Source organism: Streptomyces sp. NPDC020299, assembly GCF_044387825.1.
Lineage (GTDB): Bacteria > Actinomycetota > Actinomycetes > Streptomycetales > Streptomycetaceae > Streptomyces.
The window spans coordinates 440,214-458,705 of sequence record NZ_JBIRWL010000001.1 but is presented as its reverse complement, the minus strand read 5'-3'; the positions used below and the strand labels follow the sequence as shown (position 1 = coordinate 458,705).

Sequence of the window (18,492 nt, the reverse complement as noted above, 5' to 3'; positions counted from 1 at the left end):
CGGCTCAGTCCGCCGGTGGCAGCTCGCCCGAGCCGCGGGTGATCAGCCGGGTCGGCAGCTCGATGCGCTCCGGGGCGACGAGGGCGCCGTCCAGCTGGCGGAAGAGGCGTTCGGCGGCGGTACGGCCGAGGGCGGCCGAGTCCTGGGCGACGACCGTGACGCCCGGCTGGAGCAGGTCGGCGAGCTCGAAGTCGTCGAAGCCGACGAGGGCCACGCGGCGGCGGTGCTCGGCGAGGACGCGGATCACGGTCACCGTCACGCGGTTGTTGCCCGCGAGGACGGCCGTGACGGGGGAGGGCCCGGAGAGCATCTCCTCGGCCGCCCGGCGCACCCGCTGCGGATCGGTGACGCCCAGGGACATCCAGGACTGCGCCACGGGTATTCCCGCGTCCTCCATGGCCGCCCGGTAGCCGCGCAGCCGCTCGGCCGCGGTGTGGATGCGGGGCATGTCGCCGATGAACCCGATCCGGCGGTGGCCTTGGGCGATGAGGTGGGCGACGCCGGAGCGGGCGCCACCGAAGTTGTCGGACAGCACCACGTCGGCGTCGATGTTCCCGGCCGGACGGTCCACGAACACGGTCGCGACGCCCGCCTTGATCTCCGGTTCCAGATACCGGTGGTCGTCCCCGGCCGGGATGATCACCAGCCCGTCCACGCGCCGCGCGCACAACGCCAGCGCCAGCTCCTGCTCGCGCTCCGGGTCCTCCGCGCTGGAGCCGTTGATCAGCAGGGCGCCGTGGGCCCGGGCCACCTCCTCCACCGCGCGGCTGAGGGGACCGTAGAACGGGTCGGCGAGGTCCTCCAGGACCAGGCCGATGCTCGCGGTGCGGCCCTTGCGCAGTACCCGGGCGCTGTCGTTGCGGCGGAAGCCCAGCGCGTCGATGGCCTCCTGGACCCGGCGTTCCGTGTCCGGGGTGACGCCCGGCTCGCCGTTGACCACGCGGGAGACCGTCTTCAGGCCGACGCCGGCCCGTGCGGCCACGTCCTTCATGGTCGGACGGTTTCCGTAGCGGCTCCCGGAGTGGCGGTCTGCTCGGCGGATGGTCTCGGGCACGATGCGCTGTCCTGTCCTGTCGGGCTTGTTGTCCAGAGGGTGATGCATCGGTCATCGGTTTGTATGAGGATGTGGCGTCGAGCATAGAGCCTGGACAACGTTGTCATGCCCGCGAGAGACTGTCCATCGCAATCTCCGGCCCGCGCCCCCACCGCGACCGGCCACCCCTTTTTGACCTGGTTGACGGGGAGATATCACTCTGATGCAGACCGACCTCGTGGCCGCGCTCGACATCGGCGGCACCAAGATCGCCGGAGCGCTGGTGGACGCCCACGGCTCCATCCTGGTGCGAGCGCAGCGCGCGACGCCCGCGCAGGAGGACGGCGACACCATCATGCGGGCCGTTCAGGAGGTGCTCGGCGATCTGACCGGGTCGCCCCTGTGGGCACGCGCGGGCGCCGTCGGCATCGGCAGCGCCGGCCCGGTGAACGCCGCCACCGGCACGGTGAGCCCGGTGAACGTGCCGGGCTGGCGTGACTTCCCGCTGGTCGACCGGGTGCGTGCGGTCACCGGTGGGCTGCCGGTGGAACTGATCGGCGACGGTGTGGCGATCGCCGCCGCCGAGCACTGGCAGGGCGCCGCCCGGGGCCACGACAACGCCCTGTGCATGGTCGTCTCGACCGGGGTCGGCGGCGGCCTGATCCTGAACGGGCGGCTGCACCCGGGACCGACCGGCAACGCGGGCCACATCGGCCACATCAGCGTCGGCCTCGACGGCGACCTGTGCCCCTGCGGCTCGCGCGGCTGCGTGGAGCGGATCGCGAGCGGCCCGAACATCGCCCGGCGCGCGCTGGAGAACGGCTGGCGGCCGGGCCCGGACGGCGACACCTCCGCCGCCGCGGTGGCCGCCGCCGCCCGCGCCGGCGACCCGGTCGCCGTGGCGTCCTTCGAACGCGCCGCGCAGGCCCTGGCCGCCGGGATCGCGGCCACCGCCACCCTGGTCGAGATCGACGTCGCGGTGATCGGCGGGGGCGTCGGCAAGGCGGGCGACATCCTCTTCGAGCCGCTCCGCAAGGCCCTCGCCGACTACGCCACGCTCTCCTTCGTCCAGGGGCTCACCGTGACGCCCGCCCAGATGGGCACGGACGCCGGCCTGGTGGGCGCCGCCGCGGCCGCCCTGGCCCTGCGGCCGGACACGACCGCGGCGGGGGTGTGACGGGACCGAGCAGGAACGTTCAGTCCCTGAGCGGACCGGGCCGCCGGCCGAGGCGGCCTCCGTGTCGTCCGTGTGCGCCCCGAGCCCCTTGGCGTATCCCCATAGGCCGAAGGTGATCGGGTGCCCCGCGTCCACCGCGCTCTCGTTCGCTGGTGTCGCGCTCCACCGGTCCCGGCCGTCGGCGGCCGTGAGCCACGGCCGGTCACCGAGGTACGGGCAGCCGTCCGATCCGGCCGGCCTCCCCGAAGGCGCGGTCACCGTCCACCGGTGGCCGACGTCCGGCCCGGGGGCCGCACGGGTGCGTGTGGCGGTGACCCGGGCCGCACGGTCCAGCCCTCGGGGTGGTGTTCGGGCGGCTCAGCGGAACTCGTGGACCACCTCGATCGTGCCCACGATGTGGGTGTTGAACTCGTCCAGCTCCTCCGCGGGCACCCAGAGCTCCAGGATCGTCTCGCCGCCCGCCTGACGGACCGGGTAGCGGCTCAGGAAGGCGGAGTCGACCGCGAAGCGGGTCACGAAGCCGGCGCCGTCGTGCTTGACGTTCCAGTCGCGGGCGATCCTGATCGCATAGTCCTCGTTGAGGACCGGGTAGAAGATCGGCTGCTCGGGCAGCCGGGGCGGCCAGGCCCGCCAGTCCAGTTCGCGGACCAGCTCCAGCTCCTTGGGGCCGGTGGGGCGCCAGAGGGTGGTAGTGGGTCGCGGGCCGGTCATGGCGGTCGCCTTCGGGGTCGGGGCCGCCGCGGTTCCGGCAGGCCGTGACCTCGGACGATAGCGGTGAAACGATCACCCGGCCACGGGATTCGGCGCCAGCCGCGTGACCCCGGCCCGCTTACGCAGTTGATCCGGGCATGAAGAAGCGCAGCATGCTCGCCATCGCCTCCCTCGCCACCGGCTTCGTCGTGGCCGCCATCACCCCGTCGCACGCGACGCGTCACGAGGTCGTCGGGGACCCGCACGTCTCCGGAACCGTCGACTCCGCGGACGGTGTCATCGGCGAGGAGGGCCTCGCCCGCGACGACGAGACGCCGGCCCAGCGGTAGCACGCCGGCCCGTCCAACGCGGTGCCGTTGCCCCGTCACAAGGGGCGGCGGCACCGCGTGGGCGCGCCCTCTCCTGGGAGTGGTTTCCGTGGCAGTGTGGAGCGGGCAAGCCACAGGGGGCCAACAGAAGAGGGGGAGTCCGTGACCGTCGTCTGGATCAACGGCGCTTTCGGTGCGGGGAAGACCACGACCGCACGGGAGCTGATCGAGCTGATCCCGAACAGCACGCTCTTCGACCCCGAGGTCATCGGCGGAGCGCTCTCGTACCTGCTGCCGCCCAAGCGCCTCGCCGAGGCCGGCGACTTCCAGGACCTGCCGATCTGGCGACGGCTCGTGATCGACACGGCGGCCGCGATGCTCGCCGAGCTCGGCGGGACCCTCGTGGTTCCCATGACCCTGCTGCGCCAGGAGTACCGCGACGAGATCTTCGGCGGCCTCGCCGCCCGCCGCATCGCGGTACGGCATGTCCTCCTCGCTCCGGCCGAAACGATCCTGCGTGAGCGAATAGCCGGGCGGGACGTGCCGGACCTTCCCGACGGCGAGATGCGGGTGCGGCAGTGGTCGTACGACCACATCGAGCCCTATCGCGCCGCCCTGGCCTCATGGCTCATGGCGGACGCCCATCCGGTCGACACCAGCGACCTCACCCCGTACGAGACGGCCGTCCGGCTCGCCGAGGCCGTCGGCAGCGGGGCGGTGCCGGTCTGCGACATCGTGCAGACCCCGGAGCCCACGGCCGAGACCGTCGCCGCCGGCGTCCTGCTCTTCGACGAGCGGGACCGGGTGCTGCTGGTCGACCCCACCTACAAGGCCGGGTGGGAGTTCCCCGGCGGGGTCGTGGAAAGCGGCGAGGCACCCGCCCGGGCCGGCGTGCGCGAGGTCGCCGAGGAGACCGGGATACGGCTGGACGGCGTACCACGGCTGCTCGTCGTGGACTGGGAGCGGCCCGTGCCCCCCGGTTACGGCGGGCTGCGGTTCCTGTTCGACGGCGGACGGCTGGACTCCGCCGAGACCGGCCGGCTGCTGCTGCCGGGACCCGAGCTGCGCGGCTGGCGCTTCGTCACCGAGCAGGAGGCCGCCGACATGCTGCCGCCGGTCCGCTACGAACGGCTGCGGTGGGCGTTGCGGGCGCGGGAGCGGGGCGCGGCCCTGTACCTGGAGGCCGGTGTTCCGATCGGCTGATGCCACGTCATGGACGCGATTTGGCGATACTGGCGGGAATTTTGCCGTTACGGGGTCGAGAACAACCGACTTTGCACGCCTGGGGAGGTTCTGAGGGGAAAGCGAGGGTTAACTGACCGTCGTCAGGCGCGCCTAGCGCGTCAAGCCCGCTACCGCAAGGTAGGCGGGAATCTCCCGGCTTCAGCCGGGAGAGCACTTCAAACGGTCGGCTACCCGCACGAGATGTCCGCCGGCACCCCCGAGGAGGACTCCGCATGAGCGCCCCCACGCAGACCACCTCCGCACCCCTGCCCCCGCTGCCCGACCCGCGCAAGGAACGCAGCCGGCAGCGCATCATCGTGCAGGGAGACGTGCCGAGCCCGGTCTGCCCGCCGAGCGGCTGCCGCTTCCGTACCCGCTGCCCCAAGTTCGCGAACCGGCTCAGCGAGACCCAGCGCACGGCCTGCGTCGAGGAGGTGCCCGTGCTGATCGACCGGGGCGGCGGCAACCCGGTCGCCTGCCACTACGCGGAGAGCCTGCAACTGCTGTAGAGGCGGTCCAGCTCGGCATGGGGGAAGGGTGTGTGCCTGCTCTCCCGCTCCAGGCCGCGGCAGAAGTCGTCCATGGCCACGGCGAGCGGCGCGTGGCGTTCGATCAGCGCGGCAGCGGCCCGGGGGACAGACTCGATCTCCTCGGGCCGCGTTCCGTCGGCGCAGGCGCGCAGGAACACCCCGCGTTCCTCGCGGCCGTACCCGTACAGGGCGGTGACCAGCCAGATGACCAGGTAGTACGTGGTGTAGACACGGTCGTACGCGCGGTGCCGGTCCAGGAACGCGCGCTCGTCCCCGGCGAGCCGGAACCGCGGGCTGAGCGAGAGACCGAAGTCGGTGAGGTAGAGCTGCCGGCCGTCGGTGAGGATGTTCCGGAAGTGTGCGTCCAGGTGCAGCAGCCCGCGCTCGTGGAGGAAGTCCGTGAGCGCCGCCAGGCCCGCCGCCGCCGTGGCGCACGCGGCGTCGGCCGATCCGGTACGCAGCCGGGCGTCGAGCCAGTCGTGCAAGGTGTACGGGATGTGCTCCAGGAACAGGGTCAGGCTCGCGGAGGCCGTGCGCAGGCCGTCGATGCGCTCGGCGATGCCCGCGCTGCCACCCCAGTAGGCGACGGCCCGGTCCACGTCGGCCAGTTCGTCCGGCAGCGATCGGGTGTCGGGCAGTACCCGCCAGTGGTGCAGCAGGGGGAAGCCCGGGAAGTGCCCGGCCAGCACCCAGTTCGTCGTCATGGTGTGCAGGGCGAGCTCCCGCCAGGCGCCGAAGCCGGGGCTGCCGATGGCGCCGATGCCGTAGTGGAGTTGCGGGGGCAGGCCGAAGAGGTTCGCCGTGGACCGTACGTGGTCCGGCCGCCGTTCGAGGTCGGTCAGCGGCACCCGCTTCACGAAGACCTCTTGGCCCTCGACCGCGATCCGGACGGCTCTCCCGCCGATCCCGGTGCCGAGCGGCGCCCCCGCCGCCACCCGCCCGGCCAGTTCCCGGTCGCTGAGGAGGTCCAGGGAGGTGGCGACGGCGGTGTGGGCGGCGAGGCGTTGAGGGAGGGACATGCCGCCATGGTCAGCCCGGCACTCCGTATCCGTCCGCCGCTTTGCGCAGAACAGCCGAAGCCCGCCCGGCGACCGGATCGCCGTGGCCGAAGCAGGCCACGTCCGCGTCGAGATCCGCCAACCGCTGGAAGGACGCGAGGGTCCGCGCCCGGTCGAGGTTGAACACGCCGGGAAGCACCGTCCCGGTGACCGGCGCCGCGGCCACCGCGTCCCCGGTGAACAGCACACGGTGCTCGGGGAGATGGACGGCGATGCTGCCGTGGGTGTGACCGGGGGCGTGGACGATGCGGGCGCCACCGCCGAAGTCGAGGACGTCACCGTCGTCCAGTTCGGTGACCTGCTCCGGCGCGACGGGCTCGCCCGGTGGCAGCTTCCGCACGGCTTCCGCGTGGATCGGCCGCTCCCAGTCCTCGAACACCGGTGGCGGGCCGGGCAGTTCGCCCCGGATGACCGGCGCGTCCAGACGGTGCGCCAGTACCTCGGCCCCGCTCAGCGCGGCGAACTCGCCCGCCCCGCCCGCGTGGTCCTCGTGGAAGTGCGTCAGCACGATCCGCCGCACGGCCGACGGCTCCCGCCCGAGGGCCGGCACGGCATCCGCGATCACCCCGCCGGAGCCGACCGCTCCCGCGTCGATCAGCGTCAACTCGTCGCCGTCACGCCAGAGATAGGCCTGTCCGACCGGGAAGCGCAGCAGGTGCAGACGGGGAAGCAGCTCGATGACATCCATACACCGACGGTAGGCAGGGCCCCCGCCCTGGGGCGAGGGCACTCTGCTGCGGGCAGAGCGGTTCAGCCGGCTGCGTACAGCGCTGTCGCTCGTGGTCGGCTGGTCGGTCGCACGGCCGGTGGGTTGTGGCCGGGGCCCGTGGCCGCTCCGGTGATTGTGGTGCCGGAGTCGGCCGTTCGGGTGTCGGTCGGGGTCGGCTCGTCGCCGTCTCGGGTAGGGCGGTCAGCCGGCTGCGTACAGCGTGAGGAAGTGGGCCTCGGCCACCGCCAGGCGCTCCAGTTCGTCCGGGGAGACGCTCTCGTTGACCGCGTGGATCTGGGCCTCCGGCTCACTCAGGCCGATGAGCAGGATCTCGGCCTGCGGGTAGAGGGCGGCGAGGGTGTTGCACAGCGGGATGGAGCCGCCCTGCCCGGCGTACTGCATCTCCTGGCCCGGGTAGGCGACCGCCATCGCGTCGGCCATCGCCTGGTACGCCGGGCTGGTGGTGTCGGCGCGGAAGGCCTGGCCCTGGCCGACCTGCTCGACCTGCACCCGCGCGCCCCACGGCGTGTGCGCCTCCACGTGGGCCTGGAGCAGCTTGGCCGCCTCGGCCGCGTCCACGCCCGGCGGCACCCGCAGGCTGATCAGGGCGCGGGCACTGGCCTGCACGGACGGGGTGGCACCGACGACCGGCGGGCAGTCGATGCCGAGCACGGTCACGGCCGGGCGGGCCCAGATGCGGTCGGCGACCGTACCGTCACCGATCAGGCCGACCCCGTCCAGCACCTTGGCGTCGGCACGGAACTGCTCCTCGTCGTACTGCAGCCCCTCCCAGCGGGTCTCGGGCTCGAGCCCGTCCACGGTGGTCGAGCCGTCCTCGGCGCGCAGCGAGTCCAGGACGCGGATCAGCGCGGCCAGCGCGTCGGGGGCGGCGCCGCCGAACTGGCCGGAGTGGAGGTTGCCCCCGAGGGTGTCGATCCGCACGCGGACCAGGGTCATGCCGCGCAGGGTGGTGGTGACGGTCGGCAGGCCGACGCGGAAGTTGCCCGCGTCGCCGATCACGATCGTGTCCGCCGCCAGCAGCTCGGGGTGCTGCTCCGCGTACCGCTCCAGACCGCCCGTGCCCTGCTCCTCGGAGCCCTCGGCGATCACCTTGACGTGCACCGGGACGCCGCCGTTCGCCTTCAGCGCGCGCAGCGCGAGCAGGTGCATGATCACGCCGCCCTTGCAGTCGGCGGCCCCGCGGCCGTACCAGCGTCCGTCACGCTCGGTCAGCTCGAAGGGCGGCGTGGTCCAGGCGGCCTCGTCCAGCGGCGGCTGCACGTCGTAGTGGGCGTAGAGCAGAACCGTTTTCGCACCCTCAGGGCCCGGCAGGTACCCGTACACCGACTGCGTGCCGTCCGGGGTGTCGAGCAGCGCCACGTCCTCGAAGCCCTCGGCGCGCAGCGCGTCGGCGACCCAGTTCGCGGCGCCCTCGCTCTCGCTCCGGGAGAACTGGCCGAAGTCGGCGACCGACTTGAAGGCCACCAGCTCGGTGAGCTCCGCCTTGGCCCTGGGCATCAGGGCGGCGACGGTCTCGGCGAGCGGATTCGACGACATGGGCACGCTCCTCGTGGGTGCGACGTTGTACCGGTGAGTGCACCGATCCTCCCACAGCAACCTGCGGCGACGTCCGCCGTAGGATGCGGGGGACAGGTGCGGCAGACGGCTTGATCGGAGCAGCGGACCATCGTGAGCGGCGAGAACTCTTCGGCGGACGACGTGCAGCGGGTGTGGGACGTCGTCGTGGTGGGCGCGGGGCCCGCGGGGGCCTCGGCCGCCTACGCGGCGGCGGTCGCGGGGCGGCGCGTACTGCTGCTGGAGAAGGCGGAGCTGCCGCGCTACAAGACCTGCGGCGGCGGCATCATCGGCCCCTCGCGCGACGCCCTGCCCCCCGGCTTCGAGCTGCCCTTGCAGGACCGGGTGCACGCGGTCACCTTCTCCCACAACGGACGCTTCACGCGCACCCGCCGCTCCAGGCAGATGCTGTTCGGGCTGATCAACCGGCCCGAGTTCGACCAGCAGCTGGTCGAGCACGCGCAGAAGGCCGGCGCCGAGCTGCGCACCGGCGTCACCGTGACGCGGGTCGAACAGCACGGCTCGGCGGTGCCGGACCGTCGTACCGTCGCCGTCGTCCTCCAGGGCGGCGAGACGCTGCTGGCCCGCGCGGTGGTCGGCGCCGACGGCAGCGCGAGCCGCATAGGAGCGCACGTCGGGGTGAAGCTGGAGCAGGTCGACCTCGGCCTGGAGGCGGAGATCCCGGTGCCGGAGACGGTCGCCGAGGACTGGAAGGGCCGGGTCCTGATCGACTGGGGGCCGATGCCCGGCAGTTACGGCTGGGTCTTCCCCAAGGGCGACACCCTGACGGTCGGCGTGATCTCGGCCCGCGGCGAAGGCGCCGCCACCAAGCGGTACTTGGAGGACTTCGTCGCCCGCCTCGGGCTGGCCGGCTTCGAGCCGAGCATCTCCTCCGGGCACCTGACGCGTTGCCGCGCCGACGACTCCCCGCTCTCGCGCGGCCGGGTCCTCGTCTGCGGGGACGCGGCGGGACTGCTGGAGCCGTGGACCCGGGAGGGCATCTCCTTCGCCCTGCGGTCGGGGCGGCTCGCGGGGGAGTGGGCGGTCCGGATCGCCGAGGCGCACGACGCCGTGGACACCCGTCGGCAGGCGCTGAACTACGCGTTCGCGATCAAGGCGGGGCTCGGCGTCGAGATGAGCGTGGGCAAGCGGATGCTGGCCGCTTTCGAGCGCCGCCCCGGCCTGTTCCACGCGGCCCTCACCGGCTTCAGGCCCGCCTGGCGGGCCTTCAAGGAGATCACGCAGGGCTCCACCTCGCTGGGCGAGCTCGTCCGTACGCATCCGATGGCCCAGCGTGCCCTGACCGCGATGGACCGGCGGACCTCCGCGGCCGGAGACGCCGTCAGTTCGTGACGGTGATCCTGAAGACCGGGTGGTCGGGGGCGATGCGGCGCATCTCGTCGTCGGGGGAGTCGGGACCGACTCCGTCGAAGAAGACGCCGACCTCGGCCTTCCAGCGCTTGAGGTAGGCGCGCAGCAGCGGGACCTTCTCCTCGTCGCCGACCTCGACCGCGGTGAACACGTCCACGTTCTGGCCCAGCCGCAGTTCGCCGCCGCCGGCCGCGCGCATGTTGTGCGTCCACTGGACGTGACCGCGCGGGGCGAGCAGATACTGCTGTCCGTCCACGGTCAGCAGGTTCACCGGGGTGGTACGCCATTCGCCGCTCTTGCGGCCGCGGACCGCCAGGACCCGGGAGCCCCACACGCTGACGCCGCGACGGGTCAGCCATGCGACGAAGCGGTTGAAGACGTTGACGGTGAACCAGCCCGGCTTCTTGACGTGCGTGGACATGAGACCCCCTGCGTATGGGAGAGCGGGTGCTCTCGCTATTGGGAGAGCGGTGCTCTCGCTCGAGAAGAGTGTGCACGACTTCGGCGCCCCGAGCAAGAGCGGTGCTCTCTTTTGTGTGCAGCGCTCTCGTTCCATGGCACACTGAGAAGCATGAGCACCGCACAGGGCGCCCGCGCGCGGGCCAGGATCGAAGTCACTGCGGCCATCAAGGACGAGGCGCGCAGACAACTCGCCGCCGAGGGCGCGGCCAAGCTCTCACTGCGCGCGGTGGCCCGCGAACTCGGCATGGTCTCCTCCGCGCTCTACCGCTACTTCCCCAGCCGCGACGACCTGCTGACCGCGCTCATCATCGACGCCTACGACTCCCTCGGCGAGGCCGCCGAGAAGGCCCATGACACCGCCTCCGACGCCCCCGTGACCCGCTGGACGGCGGTGTGCGAGGCGGTGCGCGGCTGGGCGCTCGCCCACCCGCACGAGTACGCGCTGATCTACGGCTCGCCCGTGCCCGGCTACTCCGCCCCCGAGACCACCGTCCGGGCCGCCTCCCGCGTCGGCCTCCTCCTCATCGGCATCGTCCGGGACACCCACCAGGGCCCCGGCCTCGCCGACCTGCCGCTCCCCGCCGAACTGCGCCCCGAGGCCGAACGCATGGTCGCCGATTTCGCCCCCGCCCTGCCCCCCGAGGCGGCCACCGCGCTGGTGGCGGCCTGGGCCCAGCTGTTCGGGCTGGTCGGGTTCGAGCTGTTCGGGCAGTTCCACCGGGTGGTGGAGGACCGGGAGACGTTCTTCCGGCACGCGGTGACCGGGCTGGCGCACGGAGTGGGGCTGCGGTAGGTCCCTGTACGGCGGGGCGCCGTACTTCCAGGGGAGTACGCGTGATCACCTCGCCCGGCGGACGCCGACGCGGGCCGGCCGCGTCTAGCGTGGCCGTCATGGAAGAGCAGTACGGACGCCGGGTCCGGTCGCGGCGGGGGGACCGGCCGGCACGGGGGTACCGGCCGCGAGGGTGGCACGAGCGCCGGCGGTGGCACGGGCGGCGGTGGCACGGGCCGTACGGGCACGGGCCGTACTGGCATGATCCGGACGCCGCCGAGGTGCGGGGCCCGTACTGGCCGTGGCGTTCCACCGTGCTGATCACCGCCTTCGTGGTGATCGGCTCCCACTTCGCCGCACACCAGCAGCCGGGCCGCGAGCCGCTGGATGTCCCCGGACGTGCGCTGCTGCTCCTGGCCTCCGGTCTGCTGCTGTGGCGGCAGCGGCACCCGGTGGTCGTCGCGTTCGGCACCGCTGCGGCCGCCCTGGTCTACCTGGCCGCAGGTTATCCGTACGGGCCGGTCTTCCTGGCCGTCGCCGTGAGCTCCTTCAGCGCGGTCGTCACCGGGCACCGCCGGGCCGCCTGGGCGGCGCTGGGGCTGCTGTGGGCCGGGCACGTGATGGTGGCGCTCTGGCTGTACCGCTGGCTGCCGCCGCCGCACGACAAGGGCGCGAGCGTCGGTGCGGAGATCGTCGTCGCCACCTGGGTGCTGGCCGTCGTCGCGCTGGCGGAGCCGGTCCGGGTACGGCGCGAGCAGTGGGCCCGGGAGCGTGCCGACCGCGCCCAGGCGGCTCGGCGGCGCGCCGACGAGGAGCGGCTGCGCATCGCCCGCGAACTGCACGACGTCCTCGCGCACAGCATCTCCGTCATCAACGTGCAGGCGGGCGTCGGCCTCGCCCTCCTGGACAGCGACCCCGAGCAGGCGCGGGTGGCGCTCACCACCATCAAGGACGCCAGCAAGGAGGCGCTCGGCGAGGTACGCCAGGTCCTCGACACCCTGCGTACCCCCGGAGACGCGCCGCGCACCCCCGCGCCTGGCCTCGACCGGCTGCCCGAACTGGCGGAACAGGCGGCGAGCGCGGGCCTCACCGTCGAGGTCGACGGGGAGCCGCCGCGGCTGCCGCCGGGCGCCGACCTGGCCGCCTTCCGTATCGTCCAGGAGGCCCTCACCAACGTCGTACGGCACTCCGGTTCGCGGCACGCGCGCGTGCGCCTCGCACACGAAGGCGGCGCGCTGCGGCTCATGATCGACGACGACGGTCCCGCGACCGGCGCGGACGCGGGCGGCAGCGGGAACGGCCTGGCCGGAATGCGGGAGCGGGCCGCCGCGCTGGGTGGCACGATCGAGGCCGGCCCGCGCCCCGACGGAGGTTTCCGGGTGCTCGCCGTACTGCCTTTGCACTCCAGGGAGGATCAGTGATCCGGGTACTGCTCGCCGACGACCAGTCGCTGGTGCGGGCCGGTTTCAGGGCGCTGCTCGACGCGCAGCGGGACATCGAGGTGGCCGGGGAGGCGGCGGACGGCGAGCAGGCCGTCGGCAAGGTGCGCGAACTGCGCCCGGACGTCGTCCTGATGGACATCCGCATGCCCCTGCTGGACGGCCTGGCCGCGACCCGCCGCATCACCGGCGACGCGGGCCTGAAGGACGTCAAGGTGGTCATGCTCACCACCTTCGAGCTCGACGAGTACGTCTTCGAGGCGATCCGCTCGGGCGCCTCCGGCTTTCTGGTCAAGGACACCGAGCCGGAGGAACTCCTGCGCGCCGTACGGGCCGTGGTCGACGGCGACGCGCTGCTGTCGCCCGGTGTGACCCGCCGGCTGATCGCCGAGTTCGCGGCCCGCTCTAAGGAGCCCGCGGCCGCCGACGCCCTCGCCGCGCTCACCGAGCGGGAACGGGAGGTGATGGCGCTGGTCGGCATCGGCCTGTCCAACGACGAGATCGCCCGCCGCCTGGTGGTCAGCCCGCTCACCGCGAAGACCCACGTGAGCCGCACGATGGTCAAGCTGGGCGCCCGGGACCGGGCCCAACTGGTCGTACTGGCCTACGAGTCGGGGTTGGTACGGCCGGGCTGGCTGGGGTGAGTCCCCTGCCGGAAGCTCACCAGCACGCCTACCACCCGGGCCACGAAGGCGACGGCCGCCAGCGTGCCGCCGACGCGCAGCAGCACCGCCGAGAGCATGCGTGGCAGATCGAAGAGCAACGCCGGCCCGCCGACGGCCCCGAACGCGAGCGCCGCCACGAACACCGCGCTGACCAGCGCGTACCCGATCTCGACGGTCCAGGCGTCCTGCTCGGCCTTGGTCCGCCGTCCCCCGTACCCGTCCATCCCCCCAGTCTCACAGGCGTGCGCCCGGCGGAGCAACCAACTCCGGCCGGGCGCACGCGGGGAGGCGTCCCCCGTCAGTCGCGGACCGCCACGCGCTCCACGTCCGCCTCCCTCTCCACGGTGGACCTGGCGACCACGACGGTCTGCTGCGCGGCAGACCGGCCACGCAGTCCCGTGAGGGTGATGAGGAGCCCGGCGAGGGCGATGCCCGTCACCACGAGCAGCCCCGGACGGTAGCTGTCGAGTACGGCCTGCGGGGTCGCGTGGGCCGGGGCGTGGGCGGTGACCACCGCCGTGACGACGGCCAGGAAGATCGCGCCGCCCACCTGGACCGAGGTGTTGAGCAGACCGGAGACCATGCCCTGCTCGTGGTCCTCGACCCCGTTGGTGGCCTGGATGTTGAGCGAGGGGAAGACCAGCGCGCAGGCCGCGCCGATCAGCAGCATCGACGGCAGGATGACCGCCGCGTACACCGGGTGGAGGTCCACGCGCAGGAACAGCGCGTACCCGGCGACCATCAGCGCGAAGCCCGCCGCGATCAGCCGTGCGGTGCCGAACCGGTCCACGATCGAGCCGACCTTGGTCGAGGACACCGCCACCAGCGCACCGGCGGGCAGGAAGGCGAGCGCCGTGTGCAGCGCCGACCAGCCCAGCAGGGACTGCATGTACAGCGTCACCAGGAACTGGAAGCCGACGTAACTGCCGAAGAACGCCATCGCGCCGAGCTGCGCCCGTACCTGGTGACCCGAGCGCAGCACGCCGAGCCGGATCAGCGGGCCGGGTGAGCGCCGCTCGACGGCGACGAACACGGTCAGCAGCGCGGCGACGGCCAGGAACGACAGCAGGGTACGGGCCGACGCCCAGCCGGCCTCCGGCGCCTGCACGACGGTGAAGACCAGCAGCAGCATGGAGGCGGTGCCGAGCACGGCGCCGGGAATGTCGTACCCGTCGTGGTCCTTCTCGCGTGTGCTGCGCGGCAGCAGCTTCAGTCCCGCGAGCAGCGCCACCAGCGCGATGGGGGCGGGAAGCAGCATGGTCAGACGCCAACTGGCCTCGGTGAGCAGGCCGGAGAGCACCAGGCCCATCGAGAAGCCGGTGGCCGCGCAGGTGGTGTAGATCGACAGCGCACGGTTGCGCAGCGGGCCCTCGGCGAAGGTCGTGGTGATGATGGACAGGCCCGCGGGCGCGGTGAACGCGGCGCTCAGACCCTTGATGAAACGGCTGGCGATCAGCAGCGGCCCCGAGTCGACCAGTCCGCCGAGCAGCGACGCGAGGGCGAACACGCCGAGGGCCACCAGGAACACCTGGCGCCGGCCGAGCAGGTCGGCGGTCCGGCCGCCGAGGAGGAGCAGTCCGCCGTATCCCAGGATGTAGCCGCTGACGATCCATTGCAGCGTCGACGTGGACAGGTGGAGGTCGGAGCCGATGGAGGGCAGGGCCACGCCGACCATCGACACGTCGAGCGCGTCCAGGAACATGGCGGCGCACAGCACCAGCAGGGTGCCCCACAGCCGGGGCGTCCAGCGGACCGCCGGGGACGGGGCCGCGGGGGTGGTGAGCGGAGAGGTCATGCGGAAGACAATACATGCGCATGCATGAGATGCAAGCGCATTTAATTACGATGCAACAATTGGATTTCTCTGCTACGGTGCGCTCATGGCGGCGAAGAAGGCCGAGCAGGAGCTCGTGAACCAGTGGCGGGACATCCTGGCGCTGCACGCCCGCACCCAGTGCGAACTCGACCGCGCCCTGCATGGACACGGCCTGTGCGCAAGCGACTTCGAGGTCCTCGACCTGCTCTCCGAGGACTCCGCGGCGGACGGCGGCTGCGCCTACCGCGTACAGGAGATCGCCGACCGCATCCACCTCAGCCAGAGCGCCCTGTCCCGCCTGATCGCCCGCCTGGAGAAGGACGGACTCCTCCAGCGGGCCATGTGCCCCGAAGACCGCCGGGGCGTCCGCGTGGGACTCACGGAGAAGGGGCGCGCGCTGCACGGCGAGGTTCGGCCGGTGCAGCGCGCGGTGCTGACCCGGATGCTGACCGACTCAGCCGATCGCTGAGGTCTCGCGCCACAGCGCGGCCAGCGCGGCGTCTCCGGTCACCTGGGGCACGGGCAGCCGGTTCCACAGCGCGAGGTACAACTGATCGGCCGGACCGGCCAGTTCGGCTTCCGCGTCCCCGGACGCGGCCCTGCTGGTGACGGGCGGCCCGTCGGACAGCCTTACGGTCCACACTGCGTCCGCGTCCAGGGCCCGCACCCCGAGGACGCGCGCCGACCCGGTCCGGACCCGGCTCCTCGGACGGGCGTGGAAGCCGCGCAGCAACTCGTCGATGCCGTCCACGGCGAAGTCGGTGGCGATCGGGGACGCCGCGCCGCCGGCCGCCGACTCCGCGTCGTACCGGTGCACCGTCGTCTCGTGCGCCTGCCGTCGGGTCCAGAAGGCCAACGGCGAGGCGCAGGGCGCCGGATGGAAGGTCCAGCACGCCACGTCGGCCGGCGCGGCGGCCAGGGTGTCGACGAGCCGCCGGTGACTGTCCCGGTACCAGCTCACCAGCTCGTCCCCGTCGAGATCGGGCCCCTCGTCCAGCGGTCGCGGCTCGCCGTGCCCGTCGGCGACGAACCCCGCCGCCCAGCGGTGCACCGCGCCCGTGTGCCGCAGCAGGTCCCGCACCTGCCACTCCGGGCAGGCCGGCACCTTGGCAGCGGTCCCCGCCTCGGTGGCGGCCGCGGCGAGCAGGCGGCCTTCGCGGTCCAGGGTCTGCAGGTGGTCGGCTGTGTCCATGAGGTGAGTGTGCCTGATGGGCCGGGCGGGGTGGCACCGCATTTCGCCGGCCGTCCGTCGGGGCTGTCGGTGATCCGTAGGCGATGTGTCGGTGGCCGCTGGGAGTTTGGGCGGCGAGCCGCTCCCTCGGGAGTGATCTCGCCCCTCTCCGCCCTCCAGCAGCAAGGGAGCCTGCCGTCATGCCGTCCGAATCCTCCGCCGCGCCCTGGGACGTACGGCACCTGCCCCGTGCCGACGGCAGGGTCTTCCTGATCACCGGGGGCAACGCCGGCATCGGCTACTTCGCCGCCGAGCAGCTGTCGGCGACCGGGGCCGGCGTGGTGCTGGGCAGCCGCGATCCCGCGAGGGCCGAGGCCGCCCTGGCCGCGATCCGCGCGCGTGTGCCCGGCGCACGGGTGCGTGCCGTACGGCTGGACCTCGCCGACCTGTCGACGCTCGGAGCGGCCGTGGAATCCCTGAGTACGGACCGCCTGGACGCGGTGGTCCACAACGCCGGAGTGGCGCTCGACGCTCCACCGCGCAGGGGGACCGCCGACGGCCACGAGCTCATGTTCGGCACGAACCACCTTGGCCACTTCGCGCTCACCCACCACCTGCTTCCTCTGCTCTCGGCCGCACCGGCCGCCCGCGTCGTGACCGTGGGCAGCTTCGCGGCGAAGTCCGAACGGCTCGACCTCGACGACCTCCAGTCCCGGCGGGACTACCGGCCGAAGCGCACCTACGGGCGTTCCAAGCTGGCGCAGATGTACTTCGGACTCGAACTCGACCGCCGTCTGCGGGCCGTCGGCAGCACGATGACGAGCGTCGTGGCCCACCCCGGCGGCGCCCTGGACTCCCTCACCCCGTCGCGGCCCCCGGTGCATGTGCGGACCGCCGGCGAGGGGCTGCGTGCGGCACCCGCCGCCCTCCTCGTCCAGGGCAAGGACGCCGGCGCGTGGCCGGTGGTGCGAGCGGTGCTGGACCCGGCCGTGCGCGGCGGGGAGGTATGGGGACCGCGGATGTTCGGCCTGCGCGGCAAGCCCCGCCGTGAACCGGTGTGGAGTCATCTCGCCGACAACTCGGTCGCGGCGCGGCTGTGGGACGTCAGTCGTCACTTGACCGGCGTCGATCTCGACGCCCTCTGAGGACGACCGCGGTGGCCGCCGCGACCGAAGGGGCGTCACCCCCCGGCCGACCGCCGCGTCACGAAACCGATCAGCGCCGCCACGGCCGCCAGCACGGCCACACTCGTGAGCGCGGCCGGCAGCGAGAACCAGTCGGCCATGAACCCGATCGCGGGCGGCCCGAGGAGCATGCCGCCGTAGCCGAGGGTGGAGGCGGCGGCGACGCCGGAGGGACCGGCCAGGCTGCCCGCGCGCTCGACGGCGACCGGGAAGAGGTTGGCCAGCCCGAGCCCCGTGACGGCGAAGCCGATCAGTGCTGCCCAGACATCGGGGGCGAGTGAGCCGAGCAGCATCCCGGCGGCCGCGGTGCCGCCCCCGGCGATCACGGTCCGGGTCCGGCCGAGGCGTTCCAGCAGGGCCGTGCCGGTCAGCCGGCCGAGGGTCATGGCGAGCGCGAAGCACGAGTAGCCGACCGCCGCCAACCCGGCAGAGGCGTCCAGGTCCTGCTGGAGATGGAGCGCGCCCCAGTCGGCCATGGCTCCCTCGCCGTACGCGGTGCACAGCGCGATCAGGCCGAAGACGGCGACGAGACCGCGGGTGCGGCGGTCGGGGCGGTGGGGGTGTCGCGGGGTGCCTTCGTCGGACGCCGGGCGATCGTCGGCCACCAGTGGCACCTGCCGTACCGGAGGCTCGAGTCGCAGCAACGTACGCCCTGCCACGGCCGTGACCAGCAGACCGATCACGGTCAGACCGAGCAGGTGCCGGGTGGGGGAGAGGTACCCCGCGACCAGCCCGCCGAGCCCGGCGCCGAGCATGCCGCCCAGGCTGAACGCCGCGTGGAAGCTGGGCATCACCGGTCGCCGCAGCGCGCTCACCAGATCGACGGCGGCGCTGTTGAAGGCGACGTTGATGCCACCGTACGCCGCCCCGAACACCACCAGTACGGCCCCCAGCGCGGGCGCCGAGTGGGCCAGCGGCGGCAGCGAGACGCTGAGGGAGAGCAGCACGGCGCAGACCACGGTGACGGGATGGCTGCCGTAACGGCGGCACAGACGCCCGATGAGCATCATCGTGACGACCGCCCCCGCGGACACCCCGAGCAGAGCGAGCCCCAGGGAGCTGGCCGAGGCATGCGTCTGGTGCTTGATGGCGGGGATCCGGACGACCCACCCGGCGAAGATGAAGCCGTCCAGCGCGAAGAAGACGGTCAGCGTGATACGGAGCCGCGTGAGCGGGTTGGCGTGGCCGTCGCCCGGCACGGCGTTGTGCGTTCGGGTTTTGTTTATTTGCGGCACAAAGGCAGGGTAGGAGGGCGGACCGCACGGAGCAAGGGGCCTCGGGACGGCG

At 72.9% G+C, this 18,492-nt stretch carries 20 protein-coding genes; 10 read left to right on the top strand and 10 right to left on the bottom strand.

The window, feature by feature from the left end; genetic code table 11:
• Positions 1-4: 4 nt before the first annotated feature.
• Positions 5-1,102: a LacI family DNA-binding transcriptional regulator gene (locus ACH45E_RS02220; protein ID WP_361436100.1), complete on the bottom strand. Its 1,098-nt coding sequence runs from the start codon at positions 1,100-1,102 to the stop codon at positions 5-7.
• A gap of 154 nt (positions 1,103-1,256) precedes the next feature.
• Between ACH45E_RS02220 and ACH45E_RS02215 the strand changes: the two genes are divergently transcribed.
• A complete protein-coding gene (locus ACH45E_RS02215) occupies positions 1,257-2,210 on the top strand; it encodes an ROK family protein (RefSeq protein WP_361436102.1) in 954 nt (317 codons plus the stop codon).
• Between the two features lie 357 nt (positions 2,211-2,567).
• Here ACH45E_RS02215 and ACH45E_RS02210 read toward each other — a convergent pair whose 3' ends face one another.
• The gene (locus ACH45E_RS02210; RefSeq protein ID WP_361436104.1) at positions 2,568-2,921 is read right to left on the bottom strand and encodes a hypothetical protein; all 354 of its coding nucleotides are present in this window, start codon (positions 2,919-2,921) and stop codon (positions 2,568-2,570) included.
• A gap of 137 nt (positions 2,922-3,058) precedes the next feature.
• Here ACH45E_RS02210 and ACH45E_RS02205 point away from each other — a divergent pair, with 137 nt between their 5' ends.
• From ACH45E_RS02205 to ACH45E_RS02195, 3 genes are all read left to right on the top strand, one after another.
• Entirely contained in the window at positions 3,059-3,250 is a 192-nt protein-coding gene (locus tag ACH45E_RS02205; RefSeq protein WP_361436106.1) for a hypothetical protein, read from the top strand.
• 141 nt (positions 3,251-3,391) lie between these two features.
• Complete coding sequence (locus tag ACH45E_RS02200) at positions 3,392-4,432, top strand: NUDIX domain-containing protein (RefSeq protein WP_361436108.1); 1,041 nt, start codon at positions 3,392-3,394, stop codon at positions 4,430-4,432.
• Positions 4,433-4,686: 254 nt separating this feature from the next.
• Positions 4,687-4,962 (top strand): hypothetical protein, encoded by a 276-nt coding sequence (locus ACH45E_RS02195; RefSeq protein WP_361436110.1) that lies wholly within the window; start codon positions 4,687-4,689, stop codon positions 4,960-4,962.
• Here the strand turns inward: ACH45E_RS02195 and ACH45E_RS02190 are convergent.
• The 3 genes from ACH45E_RS02190 to ACH45E_RS02180 all read right to left on the bottom strand — a co-directional run bounded on the left by ACH45E_RS02190 (position 4,935) and on the right by ACH45E_RS02180 (position 8,307).
• Positions 4,935-6,002, bottom strand: coding sequence for a protein kinase family protein (locus ACH45E_RS02190; protein ID WP_361436112.1), 1,068 nt, complete (start codon positions 6,000-6,002; stop codon positions 4,935-4,937). The two genes, ACH45E_RS02195 and ACH45E_RS02190, sit on opposite strands and share 28 nt — an antisense overlap.
• A 10-nt stretch (positions 6,003-6,012) precedes the next feature.
• Positions 6,013-6,729 (bottom strand): MBL fold metallo-hydrolase, encoded by a 717-nt coding sequence (locus ACH45E_RS02185; protein WP_361436114.1) that lies wholly within the window; start codon positions 6,727-6,729, stop codon positions 6,013-6,015.
• A gap of 222 nt (positions 6,730-6,951) precedes the next feature.
• Complete coding sequence (locus ACH45E_RS02180; RefSeq protein WP_361436116.1) at positions 6,952-8,307, bottom strand: dipeptidase; 1,356 nt, start codon at positions 8,305-8,307, stop codon at positions 6,952-6,954.
• Positions 8,308-8,439: 132 nt separating this feature from the next.
• On the opposite strand from ACH45E_RS02180, the gene ACH45E_RS02175 reads away from it, so the two are divergent.
• Entirely contained in the window at positions 8,440-9,678 is a 1,239-nt protein-coding gene (locus ACH45E_RS02175) for a geranylgeranyl reductase family protein (protein ID WP_361436118.1), read from the top strand.
• Here ACH45E_RS02175 and ACH45E_RS02170 read toward each other — a convergent pair.
• Positions 9,668-10,117: a nitroreductase family deazaflavin-dependent oxidoreductase gene (locus tag ACH45E_RS02170; protein ID WP_361436121.1), complete on the bottom strand. Its 450-nt coding sequence runs from the start codon at positions 10,115-10,117 to the stop codon at positions 9,668-9,670. The two genes, ACH45E_RS02175 and ACH45E_RS02170, sit on opposite strands and share 11 nt — an antisense overlap.
• Before the next feature lie 150 nt (positions 10,118-10,267).
• Here ACH45E_RS02170 and ACH45E_RS02165 point away from each other — a divergent pair, with 150 nt between their 5' ends.
• From ACH45E_RS02165 to ACH45E_RS02155, 3 genes are all read left to right on the top strand, one after another.
• On the top strand, positions 10,268-10,951 hold the full coding sequence (locus tag ACH45E_RS02165; RefSeq protein WP_361436124.1) for a TetR/AcrR family transcriptional regulator: 684 nt from the start codon (positions 10,268-10,270) through the stop codon (positions 10,949-10,951).
• 98 nt (positions 10,952-11,049) lie between these two features.
• Entirely contained in the window at positions 11,050-12,351 is a 1,302-nt protein-coding gene (locus ACH45E_RS02160; protein WP_361436126.1) for a sensor histidine kinase, read from the top strand.
• Positions 12,348-13,013: a response regulator transcription factor gene (locus tag ACH45E_RS02155; protein WP_361436129.1), complete on the top strand. Its 666-nt coding sequence runs from the start codon at positions 12,348-12,350 to the stop codon at positions 13,011-13,013. Before ACH45E_RS02160 ends, ACH45E_RS02155 begins: the two co-directional genes overlap by 4 nt.
• Here ACH45E_RS02155 and ACH45E_RS02150 read toward each other — a convergent pair.
• Both ACH45E_RS02150 and ACH45E_RS02145 read right to left on the bottom strand, forming a co-directional pair.
• The gene (locus ACH45E_RS02150; protein ID WP_361436131.1) at positions 12,974-13,258 is read right to left on the bottom strand and encodes a DUF6332 family protein; all 285 of its coding nucleotides are present in this window, start codon (positions 13,256-13,258) and stop codon (positions 12,974-12,976) included. The genes ACH45E_RS02155 and ACH45E_RS02150 overlap by 40 nt on opposite strands.
• Before the next feature lie 74 nt (positions 13,259-13,332).
• The gene (locus ACH45E_RS02145; RefSeq protein WP_361436133.1) at positions 13,333-14,829 is read right to left on the bottom strand and encodes an MFS transporter; all 1,497 of its coding nucleotides are present in this window, start codon (positions 14,827-14,829) and stop codon (positions 13,333-13,335) included.
• Between the two features lie 85 nt (positions 14,830-14,914).
• Between ACH45E_RS02145 and ACH45E_RS02140 the strand changes: the two genes are divergently transcribed.
• Entirely contained in the window at positions 14,915-15,319 is a 405-nt protein-coding gene (locus ACH45E_RS02140) for a MarR family transcriptional regulator (protein WP_361436136.1), read from the top strand.
• Here ACH45E_RS02140 and ACH45E_RS02135 read toward each other — a convergent pair.
• Positions 15,305-16,042: a maleylpyruvate isomerase family mycothiol-dependent enzyme gene (locus ACH45E_RS02135; RefSeq protein ID WP_361436138.1), complete on the bottom strand. Its 738-nt coding sequence runs from the start codon at positions 16,040-16,042 to the stop codon at positions 15,305-15,307. The two genes, ACH45E_RS02140 and ACH45E_RS02135, sit on opposite strands and share 15 nt — an antisense overlap.
• 179 nt (positions 16,043-16,221) lie before the next feature.
• Here ACH45E_RS02135 and ACH45E_RS02130 point away from each other — a divergent pair, with 179 nt between their 5' ends.
• The gene (locus ACH45E_RS02130; RefSeq protein WP_361436140.1) at positions 16,222-17,166 is read left to right on the top strand and encodes an SDR family NAD(P)-dependent oxidoreductase; all 945 of its coding nucleotides are present in this window, start codon (positions 16,222-16,224) and stop codon (positions 17,164-17,166) included.
• A 35-nt stretch (positions 17,167-17,201) separates the two neighbouring features.
• Here ACH45E_RS02130 and ACH45E_RS02125 read toward each other — a convergent pair whose 3' ends face one another.
• Positions 17,202-18,440 (bottom strand): MFS transporter, encoded by a 1,239-nt coding sequence (locus ACH45E_RS02125; protein ID WP_399039784.1) that lies wholly within the window; start codon positions 18,438-18,440, stop codon positions 17,202-17,204.
• Positions 18,441-18,492: the final 52 nt, after the last annotated feature.